Raw genomic sequence first — 16,840 nt, 5'->3', positions numbered from 1 at the left:
TTACGGCTTTTTTCGCTCCGCTACGAGAACATGGTTATGTTAATATGGTTGTTGTGCATAAAAAATAACAAAATGAGATTTTACTCATTGTCAACAGGCTCTATCCCAACATCCAGATATTTTTTAACCAAATCAATATATATCTGCTTGCCCCAGTTCCAAAATTCCTGATCTTTTTCAGATAGCTCTCGTATAATTTTGGTCGGATTTCCAGCAGCGACTACTTTCGGCGGAATTACTTGTTTAAGTGTTACAACACTTCCTTCCGCTACAATAGCCCATTCTCCGATTTCTGCCCAGATGCTGACTATGGCCCCCATACCGATAACAGCGTGATTGCCAGTGTGTTTGCCATGCACCACGGCAGCGTGGCCGATAGTAACCATTTTTCCGATTTTGTTCACATCGTCAGGCGGAGCGTGAATAATTGCCCCTTCTTCTATTGCTGTCCCGTCTCCTATTTCAATTCTTCCGTAGTCGCCCCGTAAAATAGCACCATGTCCGATATAGCAGTTTTCTCCTATGGTGACATCACCGATGACTTTTGCAATGTCGCTGATATATGAATTTTTTCCTATTACCGGTCGCTTTCCGTCAAATTTATAGAGCATTTCAAAATCCTTTCACCATTATGTTACAGCCGATTATAATGAATTTTGGGTGGATGATCGGGTCGGTCAGGGGACTTTCGGCCCCTTCCCTCTGAGAACCGTGTTTGAAAATTTCTTTTCACACGGCTCAGGTTCAAAAGATCACCCTGACGGAGCGATCCGGCTGTTGACATCTCCCCGTGTCAGGGCTGTTTTGACTTTCCTGTCATGCCTGCCCTTTCAGAAATAACTTGCAGATTTTTTCAAATGCGGATTGGCATAATCCCGAACCTTGATATATCGCCTTATATCAATTCCTGACAATTTTGTCACCTGATATACGCGGGGCCCGGTTTCCTGCTTTCGAATTCAGACAGAAAAGGTCTTTCGGCTTTTTGCGGCTCTCCGATATTTCATATACAGACACTTTCAAGACTTTTTTTCGATGTCTTTGTCTGACCGTTTCAGGTGGTCCTGTAAAAAAATAATAATGAGCTTCATTTCGTCTTTTATAGGTGTTCATATATGAAGAATCAGATTGCCCTGACCGAATGACGATGGTATATAATACGATTTAAAAAATCTTTCAAGAGGAAGTATGATATATATTTTTTCCGGAATGTGCGTCTGAGAATATCGTTAAAAAATTGAAGCGTTAACAGCAGGATGATCCCGCAAAGGCAGTGATGGATTCTGTTCGGTTCCCCGAACATCGGGACACACTGAATCTCATTCATCACTATTTGTGCAGGACCTGCAGCAACAGAAAACAGAAATTTATGTGTAACTCGATTGTCGAGTATTAAAAAAGATATCCATTGCAAAATTAAATTTATTATGACATCATTTTTACAAAAGGCAGAACGTCGTATTCACGGCTGAGGACATCTCAGAACATTATTGTTTCAACCTGTTTCATTTATTATAATTCAGCAGATCGAAAGGTTTTCAGGCTGTCGCGGGACGGACACGACGGACGGGTCAGAAACCCGGCTTTTTCCAGCCGGGGAGATACTTTGTCCGGGAAAAAGCCGGGTTTCTTTGCTGTCCCGCACGCATCCCGGAAACTTTTCGATCCGCTGTAATTATCTGTTCGTAAATTTTCCGGCACTTTTTATCCGGGTGGTAAGAAATTGTTTCAGCACTCCGCATAAAAATATCGAAAAAATTCTTATAAAATTCGGAGAAAGAAATTGGCCCTATTGACACGCAGAACCCCTCCGTTCAGTACTCAGACTGACGATTCGGAAGTGTTTATTTCATCTGATAATGAAAAGCGGCCGTCAATCTTTTCATTTGTTTTCATTATTATCACTATTACGCTGATCCTTATTGCCGCAACCATCATTCATAGTATCAATATCCATCGGGAAACAGTGAATATGATTACTAAGCAGTTTAATCGGCAGCAATCCATACTGGCCGGATCAGTCGCAAAGCAAATAGAAACATTTCTGAAATATATTGCAAATGATCTCAATCGCTTATCAGTTCATCCGGATGTGGTGAAAATGGAACCGGGCGCACTGGGTCAGATGCGGGCGTTTCATATCGGCATCCCCCGTAAGACATCATTGCGCAGGCTGGATAAAGAAGGGATGATGCGTTTCATCTGCCCCGATGAAAAGTGGCGTAAAAATCTGATCGGAAGAGATTACAGCGGAGAAACATATTTTCAACAGGCTAAAAAAACCAAAGATATTCTGATTTCAGGCATGATCACCAATGAAATCGGGGAGATGCGTATCCGGGTGGTAAAGCCGATCTATATGGAGGATGAACAGGGAAAACTGAAATTCAACGGCATCATTATGGGATCTTTTGATCCGGATACGCTGTCTCTTTTTGTTTCTCCGATTGTGTCAGGTAATACAGGATATGCCTGGCTGATGAATGAAGACGGCATATTCCTGTCCCACTATGAAAAAGCGTTCGTGGGCCAGGATGCTTTTAAAGTACGACTGCGTAAAAATCCTGATCTGTCTTATGACACAATAAATCATATCCAGAAAAAAATGATATTCGGAAAACAAGGACAAGGAAGGTATGTCACCGGATGGCATCGTGAAGAAAAAAAAAGAACAGAAAAGTTTATTGCATACAAACCTGTCCGTGCTTTTAATAAAAACTGGTCCATAGCGGTATGCGCCCCGGTTCAGGAGGTGGAGGGGAGCATGAGAAAAAGCTTCCGAAGTGACCAGTATGCACTGGGTTTTATTATTTTCATCCTGATAATCGGGGGAGTTTGTTCTTTTACAGTCCCTTATCGCTGGTCCCGGATTTTGCAAAGAGAAATAGATATACGAAAACAGGCAGAAGCGGCGCTCGGAGAAAGTAAAAAGTTTTCCGCAAGTCTTATTACCGCTATGAAAGACGGATTATGCGTTTTAGACAAAAACGGTGTTCTTGTTGATGTGAACCCTTCTTTCTGCCGCATGACCGGGTTTTCGAGAGAAGAACTTGTGGGAACCGGTCTGCCGCATATCTATTGGGATGAGGAACTGAGAGAAGAGACGGAGCGCGAATTTCAAAAGATTCTGAGCGGAAATTTTGAAGAATTTGAATTTACATTTAAACGAAAAAATGGCGAATGTTTTCCTGTGATTGTCAGTCCCTCGTGGATCAGAGATGATAAGAAAAATGTAATCAATTTCTTGGCAAATATTAAAGGGATTGAGAAACGTAAACAGGTTGAGAATGCTCTGAAGGCCAGTGAGGAGCGTCTGAGAATTCTGATTGAAAAGATAGCTGATGGGATAATCATTGCGGATATCAACGGAATGGTGCAGTTTGCCAATCCCGCGGCAGAAGTGCTTTTTGACAAAAAAGCAGACAAACTCGTAGGCAGGGCCTTCAGTTTTTCTCTCGCGACAGATGACACCATAAAGATAGAGATTCATCGGGCCAACGGAGAAACTGGCGTTGCTGAAATGCGTGTGGTGGGAATCAGCTGGGACGGAAATCCGGCTTATCTCGCGTCCCTTCGGGATATTACGGATCGTATGTGGGCAGCGGCACTTGAAGTGGAGAATGCAAGACTCGAGGCTGCAATTCTCGAACGAAAGCGGGCAGAGGAGTCCGTTAAAATCGCTTACAGAGAACTGAATCAGATATTCCAAAGCGCGGGTGACGGCATGTGTGTGACGGACAGAAATTTCAATATGCTCAAGGTGAACAAAAGATTTGAGAAAATATTTGGTATTCGCAAAACAGATGCCATAAACAAAAAATGTTATGAGGTTTTCGGTTTTGACATATGCAAGACATCAAAATGCCCCATGACAGAAATTTTCAGCGGTGAGGAACTTGTCCAGCGAGATGTTGAGCAAGAACATCCCGAAGGCAGCCAAACCCTTTCTATAACAGTAACTCCTCTTCGAAACTCAGATGACGAACTGATTGGCATTATTCATAATTTAAAAGACCTCAGCGAGCGTTTCCAAATTGAAAAAGCCCTTGCCGAATCAGAAGCCAGATATAGGACTATCTTTGAAAATACCGGAATTGCGACAATGATTATAGAAGAAAACATGACAATATCCATGATAAATCAGGAGTTTGAAAATCTTACCGGATATTCCAAAAAAGAAATACATGACAAGCAAAGTTGGAAAAAATTTTTCATCAGAGATAACTTAGAACAAATGGAAAGATATCATTATCTGCGAAGAAGCAATCCTGGTAATGCGCCGAGGAAATATGAAACAAAATTAATTGACAGAAACGGTAATCTCAAAGATGTCTGTCTCACGGTCGCGATGATTCCGGAAACCCAAAAAAGCATTGTGTCTTTTTTAAATATCTCGGAGCTGAGACGGACAAAAAAAGCGCTTCAGGATAATCTGGAAAAGCTTCAGGAGGTTATGAAAGATACCATTGAAGCCATGGCACTCACAATTGAAAAAAGAGACTTATACACGGCCGGGCATCAGCGTCATGTCGCGGATCTGGCCTGCGCCATTGCCGAGGAAATGGGACTTTCACCGGAACGAATCGAAGGCATTCGCATGGCAGGCATTGTTCATGATCTCGGAAAAATACGCGTGCCAGCCTCTATTCTGAGCAAACCGGCCCGTTTGACAGAGCATGAATTCGGTATCATTAAAGACCATCCCCAAGTCGCTTACGACATACTGAAGAAAATAGACTTTCCATGGCCAGTTGCCCAAATGGTGCTTCAGCATCATGAGAAAATAGACGGATCCGGTTATCCCCGGGGGCTTTCAGATAAAGAAATTCTTCTGGAAGCAAAAATACTGACGGTGGCGGATGTTGTCGAAGCCATTGCATCTCACCGGCCTTACCGGCCGGCGCTGGGTATTGAAAAGGCATTGGAGGAGATTTCGCAACACAAAGGAAAATTTTATGATCCGCAGGTCGCGGATGCCTGCCTCAGACTTTTTACCGAGAAACGGTTTGCGTTTGATTAATCATCCAGAGGAAAAATATTCTCGAGGTTCACCCGCCTTCTTTTCTCAAAAAGCGTTTTCATTGTTGCCTTCCATCGGTTGATTTTGGATACGATATTTTCCAGTGCCTCTTCAATATCTTCTTTTTTGAAAGGTTTGAGCAGAAAATCCGTGGCACCGGCTTCAAATGCGTTGATAAGATCGTCTATCCGGTCAGAAGCCGTGACAATAATCACCTGAATGATGCCGCGTGTTTTTCTGATCTCACGTAAAAATGTTATGCCATCCATCCCTGGCATACTAATATCGGTGATAACAATAAGTATATGGTGTTTATTCAGAATGTCCAGAGCTTCTTCCGCTGAATAGGCGGATTTTACATTCCAACCTTTCAGATGATTTTTTATTATCAGATGAGTTGTGGGTTCGTCATCTACGAAAAGAATGGGGAGAACCGGTTTGGAAGCTGAGGGACGACTCGATTTTATACTCATATCTTGTCTCCGTGTCTTTATTTTTTTGAAGGTGTCAGGTGTCAGGTGTTAAGTGTTAGGTGTTAGGAAAAAATTTTAAGATTTTCATTATTCATTGTAACCGCAGAGTTATGGCTGGTTAAAGTGTCCGGCTCTGCAAAGATTCAGGGTGTCCCGGGTTTTGTTATTTTCTCTTATTGATGACCACACTCTTATAATATGAAATCTCAAAGTCATTTGAAAATTCTCTCAAAGACTCTGTTGCCCCTAACAGTAAAACACCTCCCGGTTTCAAAACCTGAGCCATCTTTGAGAATAATTCACATTTAAAATCCTCAGAAAAATATATTGAAACATACCTGCACAGTATCAGATCAAAAGTTTCAGGAAATATGAAATCATTTTGCAAATTGAATTTTTTAAACAGAACCCGCTCTTTAAGTTCCTGATCAAACAGCCATATATTATCAAGTTTGGTAAAATATTTTTCTTTTTTGTCTTCAGGCAGCCCCCGGTTCATGGCAATAGTATCATATCGTGCGGAACTCCCTGTGAGAACGGCCGATGAAGAGATATCCGTGGCAATAATTTCAACGCGATCTAAAAGTGAAGGCAGTCCCCTCTGTCTTGTTGCTTCGTCTAAAAGCATCAGTAAAGAGTAGGCTTCCTGCCCAGTTGACGCTGCCGCGGACCAGACACTTGCCCTGCCTGTTTCAGCAGCCTGGCTGAGAAGAGCAGGCACTGCCACTTCTTCCAAATACTCCCAGGTGTTTTTATCACGGAACCAGGATGTTTCATTCGTGGTCATCGCGTCAACAATCCGATCTCTGAGTTCTCCGCCGGGATCATTACTCCGTGCTTTAAGATGAAACTCCTGAAATGATTTGCAACCGGTTTCAATAAGAAGATCAGCAAGCCTCGATTCAACGAGATATTCTTTGTCCGCCTCCAGATGAATGCCGCAATGTTCCTCTATATATTTTTTCATGAGGATATATTCAGGTTCGGTAATTTTAAACATTAAAAACGCCTCTTCTTTGTTATTCCCGCTATTCTGGAAGCCATACGGTCAAGCGGAATAATTTCATTTGCTTCATTTGCTTCCACAACTGCCCCGGGCATTCCCCATATCACACTGGTTTTCTCATCCTGTACAATTGAATAGCCGCCTCTCCGGCGGATGGCCGCCACACCTGAAACCCCGTCAGTTCCCATGCCGGTCAGAATGATTGCCAGCACATTGCCTCCGTAGACTTTGGCCACAGAATGAAAAAGCACATCCACAGAAGGGCGGCAGCTGTTCACCGGAAGGGCATCGGTCAGCCCCAGCACTGTATTGTTAAATCTGTCTTTTTTTACAATCATATGCCTGCCTCCGGGAGCAATATATATAATCCCTTTCTTCACAAGCTGTCCGTCTTCACCCTCGACAACTTTTATGGAAGATGCCTTATCCAGACGTGCGGCAAGCGAAGCAGTAAACATGGAAGGCATGTGCTGCACAGCAAGTATCGGAACCGGAAAGTCTCCGTCAAGTTTCGGAATCATCTCCTGCAACGCGTTCGGACCGCCCGTTGAAACACCCATGACCACAACATCAATCCGCTCCGGTTTTCGAGAGTACCGGTTTTCACTGGGAGGCGTGATCAGGTTCTCCGTGTCTGTCTCTGGTAAAAGAATTTTCTTTGGAGCCGCGGATTTCACAATCCTCTTTTCCGGGGCAGACAGAGGTGTCGCGGGCGTGTTATTTCCTGAAATCCCCCTGGCCTGTCGTGAATATTTACGGGTTCGTGCCATCAGGATAAGGCGGGAAAGCGCTGTCCTGAGTTCTGCAATATTGTCGTCAACAGATGTTCCCCGGGGTTTGGGGATAAAGTCCAAAGCCCCTGCTGCCAGTGCTTTGACTGTGAGATTGGCGTTTTCCCTGTCCATGCCGCTTAACATAATAACATCAATGTGAGGATGTTCTTTTTTTATCTGATCCAATGTTTCCAAGCCATCCATTTCAGGCATAAACACATCCAGAAGCACAAGATCAGGATTTTTCAACTTGATTTTTGACAGTGCAATTTTCCCATTGGAAGCCACTCCCAGCAGTTCGACATTTTCAAAACCGGATACAATTTTTGACAGAATCTGTCTGTAGGTGACGGTATCATCTACAACAAGTATCTTTAAATCCTTTTCCACCTCATACTCCTTTTTTTCAGTTATCAGTTGTCTGCCATAAGCCGTCAGCAAATAATTCTCAGCAGATCGAAAATAACGAATAACTGATTACAGTTTGAAACTGCTTACAAATTGGTTAAGCGCCGCCGCCATTTCAGCTAATTTTTTGGATGATTTGTTGGTTTCTGATGCACTGAGTGCCGTCTGCCTCGAGGCGATGCTGATGGTGTGAATGTTTTTGGATATATCGCTCACGCCCTGTGCGGCTTCGCCGGAAGAACGCGCAACTTCATTGACTCCGTTCCGGAGGTCGCTGATATTCAGCGTAATTTCACTCGCGGTTCTCGATGTCTCTTTTGTCGAAGTGGCAATTTCCCCCACCAGATTTGCTGATTCGGTGGCATGCTGTGCAACATTTCGAACTGTTCCCGCAGCACCGGCAACAGATTTTGAGATTTCACTTGCAGTTGCGGTCTGTTCTTCGGCCGAAGACGCAATCATTTCATTTATATCAGCAATGTTATTGATGACCTTGTTTATCTCCTGAACTTTCCGAACAGCGTCTCTGACGGATTTTTGAATTTTATCGATCTGTCCGGCGATTTCATCGGTTGCTTCGGCAGATTGTCTTGCCAGTTCTTTTACCTCTCCTGCAACCACTCCGAAGCCCTTTCCGGCTTCTCCCGCACTCGCGGCTTCGATTGCGGCGTTCAGTGCCAGCATATTTGTCTGATCAGCTATATCTTTGATTACGCCGACAACTTTGCCAATCTGGTTGGAAGCTGAAGCCAGTATGTCCATCCGCTCGGTGATCTCTTCTGTTCGCTGATTCGCATTTTGTGAAATCTGATTTGCCTCAGCAGTATTTTTTGCAACTTCATTTAACGATGATGTCATCTCCTCGGCAGAAAATGCAATATTGTTAATCTGTGCGGATAGTTCCTCACTTGACTGTGCCATGGTTTTAACATTATATGCTGTCTTTTTTGCGAACCCCGCGACATTAATGAAAGAAGCCGACATTTCTTCAGTCATTGAAGCAATATTCGAGAGTGAAGAACTGGATTGCTCCGTGGCAGAGGCCACTGTGGCGACATTTGTGCTTACCTGCTCCGAAGCCGCGGCAACCATACCTGACTGGGAACTCATCTCATCAGCAGAGGACGACATCTGATCGGAGACTGCTGACAGACTTTCAGATGAAAGAGAAAGATCATTTGTTGTCTCAGCAATATTTTTTATCATTCCCCGCAGCTTTTCAATAAATGTGTTAAACCATGCTGCCAGTTCCCCCACTTCGTCTGTTGTATATATCTCAAGTCTTCTGGTGAGGTCCCCTTCCCCCTCTGCAATGTCTTTCAGCCCGCTTACAACAAGTCTGACAGGTCTGATAATGCTGGTGGCAAGAAAATAAGAGATGATCAGCGCGAAAAAGAGGGTTGCCATTGTGCCAAAACGTACAATATTAATCGCGAGACTCGCTTTTTTTAAAGCATGAGCTTTCCTTTTTTCCATAAGATTTTCTTCAGCTTTAATAAAATCACGGATACTGATACGCAGCTCATCTGTAATCATTTTGCCGGTTCCCGCCTCAATCAGTGCAATTATATTTTCCATTGACGCGTCTTTGTGGCCCTCATTTAACCTTCGCCTTTCGGCTATTGCCACTTCCGCCGCTTTTTCATACCAAGCGTTAATCAATGTTTCGATTTCAATTATTCTTTCCACCTGTTGCGGATGATCAATGACATGTTTTTTGGTATCGGCAATTTTAGCCGCAATGACTTTCTTTCCTGTAAGGTATGGTTCAAGAAATTCCTCCTTGCCTGCGATAACAAATCCTCTTTCTCCGGTTTCCAACTCTGCCATTAATTTCTCTATTTCTGTTGCTTTTTGAATCGCCACATAGGTATGATTAACCCATGTGTTGCTATCCAGCAGTGATTGAATACTTTTAAAAGAAACGATACTAAGACAGATAAGCAAAAGCAGGGGCGCACAGATTCCGCTCATAATTTTTGTTTTTAACATCATTTTTCCAGATTTCATCATTTTTCCATTAACCTCGGAACAATTTTTGTAAATAAGATTACAATCAGATAAGTATCTATTACACAAGCAAATAAATGCTGACGGATTGCTGAGATGTAAAACAATTTTTCAAATTGTTTTTCGGACAATTTGAAAAATTGTCCTATATGATTTCCATATGTCCGGTTTTTCCGAATTTCACCACTCAGAATTTATTTGGTCGGATACTATCCATAAGTTTCTGCTGATTATAACGAATTTAGGGGAGGGCCGACCAAGCCCTGTATGGACGGCATATTGTAGCAGCAGGTTTGCTGTCCCCCTCTGCCAGGCCAATACTGTTGACTTAAGCGTAAGCGGGTTTTCCGGTATTTTCTCCGGAGTGCGAAAAATGCTTTTTCGCAGGCGCAAAAATATAATTTTTGCACTCCGGATCCGTTCGGAATTGCCTAAGAATGCTACAAATATGTTGCCCCTACGGAGCTTGGTCGGCCCTCCCCTAAATCCGTTATAATCAAACTTTTAATTTTTCAGTTCTCACTTTTCAGTTCCGACAATTTAAACCTGCTTATAATTTGCGCAAGTGCCGAAGCTGTTTTAGCCAATTTTTCAGATGCGTCATTCGCTTGGGACGCGCCAAGAGCAGTTTGTTCCGATGAAGTGCTGATTCCCTTAATATATTTGAAAATATCGTCAACGCCCCGGGCAGCTTCGTCAGAAGACCGGGCAACTGCTTTCACATTGTTCAGCAATTCATCAGTATTTTGTGCGATTTCCCTGAGTGTTTTTGATGTCTCATCCGTTGAACTCGCTATTTCTCCCACCAGATTGGCTGATTCGCTTGCGCTCTCTGTAACGGTCCTCACGGTTCCGGCGGTACTGGCGACGGATTTTGAAATTTCACTTGCAGTTGCGGTCTGTTCTTCGGCCGAAGATGCAATCATTTCATTAATACCCGCAACTTCGTTGATGGTCTTGTTTATATCCTGAACAGCCTGCCCCGCGTCTCTGACAGACTTCTGAATTTCGTCTATCTGTCCGGCGATTTCATCGCTTGCCTCGGCCGACTGCTTCGCCAGTTCTTTTACCTCGCCTGCTACCACAGCGAAACCTTTTCCGGCTTCTCCTGCCCCCGCGGCTTCAATGGTGGCGTTCAGCGCCAGCATGTTTGTCTGATCGGCTATATCTTTGATAATCCCCACAATTCTGCCAATTTGTTTGGAAGAGGACTCCAGTGCGTCCATTCTGGCCTTAATCTGCTCCGCTCGCTGGTTTGTATCTTGTGAAACCCGGTTTGCCCGGGCCGTGTTCTTTGCCACCTCATTTAAAGAGGCAGTCATCTCCTCTGTTGAAATGGCAATGCTGTTCACCTGGTTTGCGATATCCTCATTTGACTGAGCCATCCTCGTCATATTATCAGCCGTTTTCTTTCCCAGCCCGGCAATATTATCGAAAACAGATGATATCTCCTCGGTCATCGAGGCAATATTTGATAAAGAAGAACTTGACTGAGCCGCGGCGGATGCCACCATACTGACATTTGTGTTTACCTGTTCCGAAGCGGCCGCGGCAGTAATAGCCTGTGAATTCACGTCTTGGGCTGATGATGTCATATTTACAGAAACAGCTGACATTTTATCGGATGCTTTTGAAAGATTATATGTTGTATCAGCAATCTCTTTCATCATTGTTTGGAGATTCTCTGCAAATATATTAAACCATCTTGCCAGTTCTCCCACTTCGTCCTTCGTATATATATCAAGCCGTTTCGTGAGATTACCTTCTCCCTCGGCAATATCCCTGAGTCCGGCCAGAACAAGTCTGACAGGTCCTGTAATACTACGGGCAAAAAAATAGGAGATAAGCAGAGCAATAAAAACAGCGAAAGCGCTTCCTATGATAAGATATAGCTGCACCTGGCGGCGAAGTTTCAGGCTCTGGTCGCGGTAATCTGCCACACGATATCTCATTCTGTCCAGGATTTCAGAAGTTATCTTATCCATAAATATTGCTATTTCCAGTCCGGCTCCGGTATTGAGTATCGCAGAAGCATCTTCTTTCATAAAGTTCTTGCTATGCTCGATTACCTCCCCTGAAACAGCTTTGAATTCATCATGGTGAAACTTAACCAATACCATTATTTTTGATAGCGATTCTTCCCTAAAATTCCCGATAGAATGATCTTCACCATTTTTATGTTCCTGTTCAATTCTGGCAATCTCATCTTCTGAAAGCATATCTGCTCCCAGTTTTTTCAGGAGTTCATCTGCTGACTTGAATTTTTCGGAAAGTTCGGACTCGATCTTCTGTTGTACTTCCAAATTCCATTCAGAAATGTGGCGGTTGAGCAGGCTCTTGATATCGCCCAATCTGATTTTGAATTGTGCCCATTTCTCCATGGGTACAACAGCCTCGTTATACGCTTTGTCAAAATAGCCACCCACGGCTCCCAACTGAGTGACAGCATAAAGGGAAAAAAGCAGAAAAAGAAGGGTGATACTTACGAATCCGCTCATAAGTTTTACAAACAGCGACTGTATTCTTTTTTTTTTCATCTTTGTTTATTCCTAGTTATTAAGCGCGGGGAATATTCATTTTAATTTACAGGGGATTCAGCAGATCAGAAAGTTTCCGGACTGCGCGCGGGGCAGCAAAGAAATCCGGTGTTTTCCAGGACGGGGCAATCTCCCCATATGCATCAGGCTAAGATTACAACCTACTGTTTTTATTAACTCTGATTTTGCCGGACGGGGTTTGCAACCCCGTCCGGAATATTTTCCGGATCGCCGCCCGCAAACGTTTCGGACGGGGTTGCAAACCCCGTCCGGCAGCCGTCCCTCATTCTTAGCCTGATGCATATGGGCAATCTCCCCTGCCGGAAAAAACCGGGTTTCTCCCCCGCCCGCCGTGTCTGCCCTGTGACAGCCCGAAAATTTTTCGATCTGCTGACATGGCCTGTTTCAGCAGCAAAATCACTGACCAGGCTGACAGATTTCAAGCTTCAGTTCTCATTGATTTTCTGCTTCAACTGCGGCATTCATGACCAATTCAAGAACGACTGTCACATCCAACAGAATAACCAGACGCTTCCCCTGTTTGATAATACCTTCAATAATATCTTCATCAAGATCAGCAATGTTGGGAGGGGGAGGAAGGATTTCCTCATTTTCAACAGTTAGGACATCATCCATCTTGTCTATTAAAAAGCCGACAATATCCTCTCCTAAAAAAACATCGTTTAACTGATTATTATTTATATATTTTTTTATTTCTTCCCGGGTTTTTAAAATCAGCAGGCGGCGGTCACCTGTATTTGTCTCCGGAAGACGATTCAGACACACGTTGAGGTCTATGACGGTCACCACTCTCCCGCGTAAATTCATTAATCCCAGCAGGTGATTCGGCGCGTTGGGAATCGGGTTCACCGTCATATGGCGATACACCTCCTTCACAAGCAGAATATCCACGCCAAAAAGCGTATTACCTAAAAAAAAGGTTGTTATTTGTCGGCTCATGAACAATCCTCCTGAATAAAGGTTGGTTAGTTGACAGTTAGTCGGTGGCAAAAGGGAATTTTTGATCTGCTGATTCTGCTCTGATTGTAAACACACCTTTTTTTTTAATCATTGACACTGGCATTCAGCATGGCAGACAGTTTCTCAATAAGACGAATTTTATCAAGCTTTAACTCCCATTCGGTGAATCCTGCTTTAAGACCTTCTTGTGACAAGCCTTCGCTATCCAGAGAAGTAACTGCCATCACCGGGAGCCGCTTTAGCTGATCATCCGCACGAATCGCCCTGATGGTCTTCCATCCGTCCATTTTGGGCATAACAATATCAAGAATAACAGCATCAACTGATTCTTCTTCTAAAATCTGCATTGCTTTTTTACCGTTTTCTGCCTGTATGACCTCATATCCCGCGGAAGTGAGATATTCACTTTCCACCATTCTGAAAAAAGGCGTGTCATCCACAAGCAGAACCCGATATTTCCGATCCGAATTTGTCCGAATGGCTTTTTCAGTTTTGTACCATTCAGGGGCCGCCAATTCAAAGATTCGATAGATATCAGGAAACAGGGTAATTTTTCCGTCAAGCACTGCCGACCCGAACAGGCCGGGAGCCATTATCGCAGTTGTGTCAAGATCAACAACGGCATTAAGCGTATTAATGACGCGGTTCATCACGATGCCCAAAGGGTGTTTTGTCTGTTTGGGCACAATGATTCCGATGATATCTTCTGATGATCTTTCAGGTTTGCACACCGGCAGATAGTTCTCTAAAAAAATCAGCCTCAGCTTTTTATTCTGATACTGTAAAAACTGCTTGTCCTTAATACGTTCGATTTTTGACGCAGGAACCCTTTCTATCCGAGAGATCAGCTCAAGAGGCAATGCAAATCGTTCCTGGGTATTGTTGTCAAATAAGAGAAGCGTCTGAGCTTCGGCTTCCAATACTGTTTCCTTTGGTTTCATTACTTCTTTTGTTTCATCAAGATGACGGATGGCCGCTTTTTTGAGTATTCCCGCGACATCAAGAATCAGGGACACCTCGCCATTGCCGAGGATACAGACTCCGCTGAAACATTTCATTTTTTTCAGATACCGGGGAAGGGGTTTTACAACGATTTCTTCTGTGCTTTCAATGCTGTCAACAATAAGACCAAAACGGGAGATGCCATGTTTTATAACAAGTATTCTCAAAGGCTTTTCAGATTGAAATTTGAGAATCGGAGATTGAGAATTTTCCCTTTTCAGGTTGGCCTTCGCCCCTTGGCTCTCCTGCTCTTGCCCTCCCGAAGCCTGAGAACGTTTCCCCTCCAATCCGAGGATTTGGTTCAAATCCACCAGGGGAAGCAACATATCCCGAAGGCGAAGCACCTTCGAGTCCTGGAGAACATCAATACGGGTCGCTATTTCATCCGGTTTTACTCTGACCAGTTCATCAATATCAACTTCCGGAAGAATAAAACATTGGTTATGTGCTTTTATTAACAGACCGGAAACAATGGCAAGGGTCAGGGGGAGTACAAGCTTTATTGTTGTGCCTTTGCCAACTTTTGTGACAATATTGACGGTGCCTCCCAGATGCTCAATATTTGTCCTGACAACATCCATTCCCACGCCCCTTCCGCTTAAATCTGTCACCTTTTCAACTGTTGAGAACCCGGGACGGAATATCAGGCGCACCCGCTCTTTTTCGTTCATGGAATCCAACTGGTCCTGACGGACCAGCCCCTTGTCAAGGGCCTTTTGGGCAACAAATTTCCCATCCACCCCTTTTCCGTCATCACTCACCACCAGATGAACCTGGCCTCCCTGATGATAAGCTTTGAGTTCAATTGTTCCATACCTGGGTTTTCCGGCTTTTTCCCGTTCCTCAGGCAGTTCGATACCATGATCAACTGAATTGCGGATCAGATGTGTCAGCGGATCCGAAAGTCCCTCAATAATGCTTTTGTCCAGTTCAACGTCTTCTCCGGATGTCACCAGTTTTATTTCTTTGTTATAATTTTTGGCCAAAGTACGGACAAATCTGTGGAATTTTACGAAAATAACAGATATTGTCTGCATTCGCATTTGCATGATCTTTTCCTGCATTTCAGATGTGACCCGGCTGATGTGCTGCAAAACAGGATTTAACCCCGGGGTATTCCTGACCAGCGGAAGCGCAGCCTGCATTAGCTGATTTCTTCCCAGAACAAGCTCACCTGCCAGATTCACCAACTCATTTAAAAAATTCACCCCGACTCGTATTTTTTCTTCTGTCTGAACCTCCCGGGGAATTACAGGAATATCGGTTTTATCGGGTTCATCTGTTTTATTGGAAAGAGCGGCTGTTTCAGAACGGGGGGGGTCATCAATTTGGGAAGACGCATCCGAGGTTTTATCTCTGTCAGGCTCTGACTCAGGCCCGGGCGCTGATATCTGAGATTTGAGATTTGAGATTTGAGATTCCAAAGCCGCGGCTTTTTCAGCTTGTAATTCCTCTCTGAATTCATCAAGGTCTATGACACTAACCCTGTCCTCGGGAAGTTCCAGTCCCTCAGGAACCAGATCAGGAGAAAGTGTTGTGGCAAATAAAAAATCAAATGCAAGATCATTGTTCAGACAGTCCGAAAGCCCTGTGACACTCCGAATATCCAGAAATGAATCAACGTAATAGCCAAAGGATTCCATATTATTAATGAATTCATAAGGCGATCTGTCTTTTTGTCTCAGGTCTTTATCTAAGAATATTTTTACAGCATAAAGGTGAAGACCCTCCGAGATAAAATGCTCAATATCCCCTGCGCTGACATGAAATTTGTTAGGTTCCTCTGTTTTTTGTTCAGTTTTGGCCCCCTTGTTATCGGTTCTCATTTCAGAAACAATCACGGTCTGGGGCGGACATGCCGCATTATCCAAAAGTTTTTGCAGGAGGTCCAATTCATTACGAATGTCGAATTGTTCACTTTCTCCGACATTATCCACCATTGTTCTGAGGGCATCTACGCCTTTAAGCAAAACATCTGTAAATTCCGAACTGGGCTCGGTTTTTCCGTCCCGGAGCAGAACCAGTGAATTTTCTATCACATGACTCAGTTTTCCGATATTTTGAAGCCCAAAAAATCCTGAAGCGCCCTTTATGCTGTGAACTCCCCGAAAAATTCTGTTGATTGTAGCGGAATCAACCGCCCCGGAACTATGTTCAATCGCCAGGATATCCGGCTCAATCGTTTGCAGATGCTGTTGGGATTCTTCTATAAAAACAGGAAGAAGCTCATCATAGTCTGACATTTTCACCTCCCCTCGTCTGTAATTAAGAATTGATCATGGATAATTGAGAATTCTCAATTCTCAGCTGACTATTCACTTTTGACTGGAAAGAGAGACGTTAATCGGAAAAATGCGGCAACTTTCATAAAATTTTCTCCGGCTCCGATGATTTCAATGGTCTGAGAAGCAGCTGTTACCTGTCGGTAAAGACCTACAATAAGGTTTACTCCCAAGGAATCTACAAAATCAACACCGTTTACATCCAGCAACACATGCGAAACATCTGAATGTTCCTTCAACTGTTCCGCAAAATAGTCTCTGAGTTCTTCAATGCGGTTGGCAATAAGATCAGTTTCCGGAATTAAAAACAGTGTATTATTTTCCTTCTTTACTTTCATTTATCCTCCG

General features: G+C 43.7%; 10 protein-coding genes. 1 reads left to right on the top strand and 9 read right to left on the bottom strand.

Features of this window, described 5'->3' with window-relative positions:
• Positions 1-80: 80 nt before the first annotated feature.
• Positions 81-611 carry a gamma carbonic anhydrase family protein gene (locus dnm_RS13715; protein ID WP_207683201.1) on the bottom strand — a complete coding sequence of 177 codons (531 nt, stop codon included), beginning with the start codon at positions 609-611 and terminating at the stop codon, positions 81-83.
• Between the two features lie 1,172 nt (positions 612-1,783).
• On the opposite strand from dnm_RS13715, the gene dnm_RS13710 reads away from it, so the two are divergent.
• Positions 1,784-5,020 (top strand): PAS domain S-box protein, encoded by a 3,237-nt coding sequence (locus tag dnm_RS13710; RefSeq protein ID WP_207683200.1) that lies wholly within the window; start codon positions 1,784-1,786, stop codon positions 5,018-5,020.
• Here dnm_RS13710 and dnm_RS13705 read toward each other — a convergent pair.
• From dnm_RS13705 to dnm_RS13670, 8 genes are all read right to left on the bottom strand, one after another.
• Positions 5,017-5,493, bottom strand: a complete 477-nt coding sequence (locus dnm_RS13705) for a response regulator (protein WP_207683199.1) — start codon at positions 5,491-5,493, stop codon at positions 5,017-5,019. The two genes, dnm_RS13710 and dnm_RS13705, sit on opposite strands and share 4 nt — an antisense overlap.
• 163 nt (positions 5,494-5,656) lie before the next feature.
• A complete protein-coding gene (locus dnm_RS13700) occupies positions 5,657-6,493 on the bottom strand; it encodes a CheR family methyltransferase (RefSeq protein ID WP_207683198.1) in 837 nt (278 codons plus the stop codon).
• On the bottom strand, positions 6,493-7,713 hold the full coding sequence (locus dnm_RS13695; protein ID WP_207683197.1) for a protein-glutamate methylesterase/protein-glutamine glutaminase: 1,221 nt from the start codon (positions 7,711-7,713) through the stop codon (positions 6,493-6,495). Before dnm_RS13695 ends, dnm_RS13700 begins: the two co-directional genes overlap by 1 nt.
• Positions 7,714-7,749: 36 nt before the next feature.
• Entirely contained in the window at positions 7,750-9,675 is a 1,926-nt protein-coding gene (locus tag dnm_RS13690) for a methyl-accepting chemotaxis protein (protein ID WP_207683196.1), read from the bottom strand.
• A 527-nt stretch (positions 9,676-10,202) separates the two neighbouring features.
• Positions 10,203-12,227 carry a methyl-accepting chemotaxis protein gene (locus tag dnm_RS13685; protein WP_207683195.1) on the bottom strand — a complete coding sequence of 675 codons (2,025 nt, stop codon included), beginning with the start codon at positions 12,225-12,227 and terminating at the stop codon, positions 10,203-10,205.
• A gap of 453 nt (positions 12,228-12,680) precedes the next feature.
• Positions 12,681-13,187, bottom strand: coding sequence for a chemotaxis protein CheW (locus dnm_RS13680; RefSeq protein ID WP_207683194.1), 507 nt, complete (start codon positions 13,185-13,187; stop codon positions 12,681-12,683).
• Positions 13,188-13,291: 104 nt separating this feature from the next.
• The gene (locus dnm_RS13675) at positions 13,292-16,453 is read right to left on the bottom strand and encodes a hybrid sensor histidine kinase/response regulator (protein ID WP_207683193.1); all 3,162 of its coding nucleotides are present in this window, start codon (positions 16,451-16,453) and stop codon (positions 13,292-13,294) included.
• A 68-nt stretch (positions 16,454-16,521) separates the two neighbouring features.
• Positions 16,522-16,830 (bottom strand): STAS domain-containing protein, encoded by a 309-nt coding sequence (locus tag dnm_RS13670; RefSeq protein ID WP_207683192.1) that lies wholly within the window; start codon positions 16,828-16,830, stop codon positions 16,522-16,524.
• Positions 16,831-16,840: the final 10 nt, after the last annotated feature.

This window comes from Desulfonema magnum, from assembly GCF_017377395.1.
Taxonomy (GTDB): domain Bacteria; phylum Desulfobacterota; class Desulfobacteria; order Desulfobacterales; family 4be13; genus Desulfonema_C; species Desulfonema_C magnum.
The sequence above is the reverse complement of the archived record's forward strand: the minus strand, read 5'-3'. Positions and strand labels throughout refer to the sequence as shown.

Excerpts from the sequence above, each read along its gene's own strand:
- dnm_RS13715 (WP_207683201.1), bottom strand. The coding sequence starts at position 611 with ATGCTCTATAAATTTGACGGAAAGCGACCGGTAATAGGAAAAAATTCA.
- dnm_RS13705 (WP_207683199.1), bottom strand. The coding sequence starts at position 5,493 with ATGAGTATAAAATCGAGTCGTCCCTCAGCTTCCAAACCGGTTCTCCCC.
- dnm_RS13700 (WP_207683198.1), bottom strand. The coding sequence starts at position 6,493 with ATGTTTAAAATTACCGAACCTGAATATATCCTCATGAAAAAATATATA.
- dnm_RS13690 (WP_207683196.1), bottom strand. The coding sequence starts at position 9,675 with ATGATGTTAAAAACAAAAATTATGAGCGGAATCTGTGCGCCCCTGCTT.
- dnm_RS13685 (WP_207683195.1), bottom strand. The coding sequence starts at position 12,227 with ATGAAAAAAAAAAGAATACAGTCGCTGTTTGTAAAACTTATGAGCGGA.
- dnm_RS13680 (WP_207683194.1), bottom strand. The coding sequence starts at position 13,187 with ATGAGCCGACAAATAACAACCTTTTTTTTAGGTAATACGCTTTTTGGC.
- dnm_RS13675 (WP_207683193.1), bottom strand. The coding sequence starts at position 16,453 with ATGTCAGACTATGATGAGCTTCTTCCTGTTTTTATAGAAGAATCCCAA.
- dnm_RS13670 (WP_207683192.1), bottom strand. The coding sequence starts at position 16,830 with ATGAAAGTAAAGAAGGAAAATAATACACTGTTTTTAATTCCGGAAACT.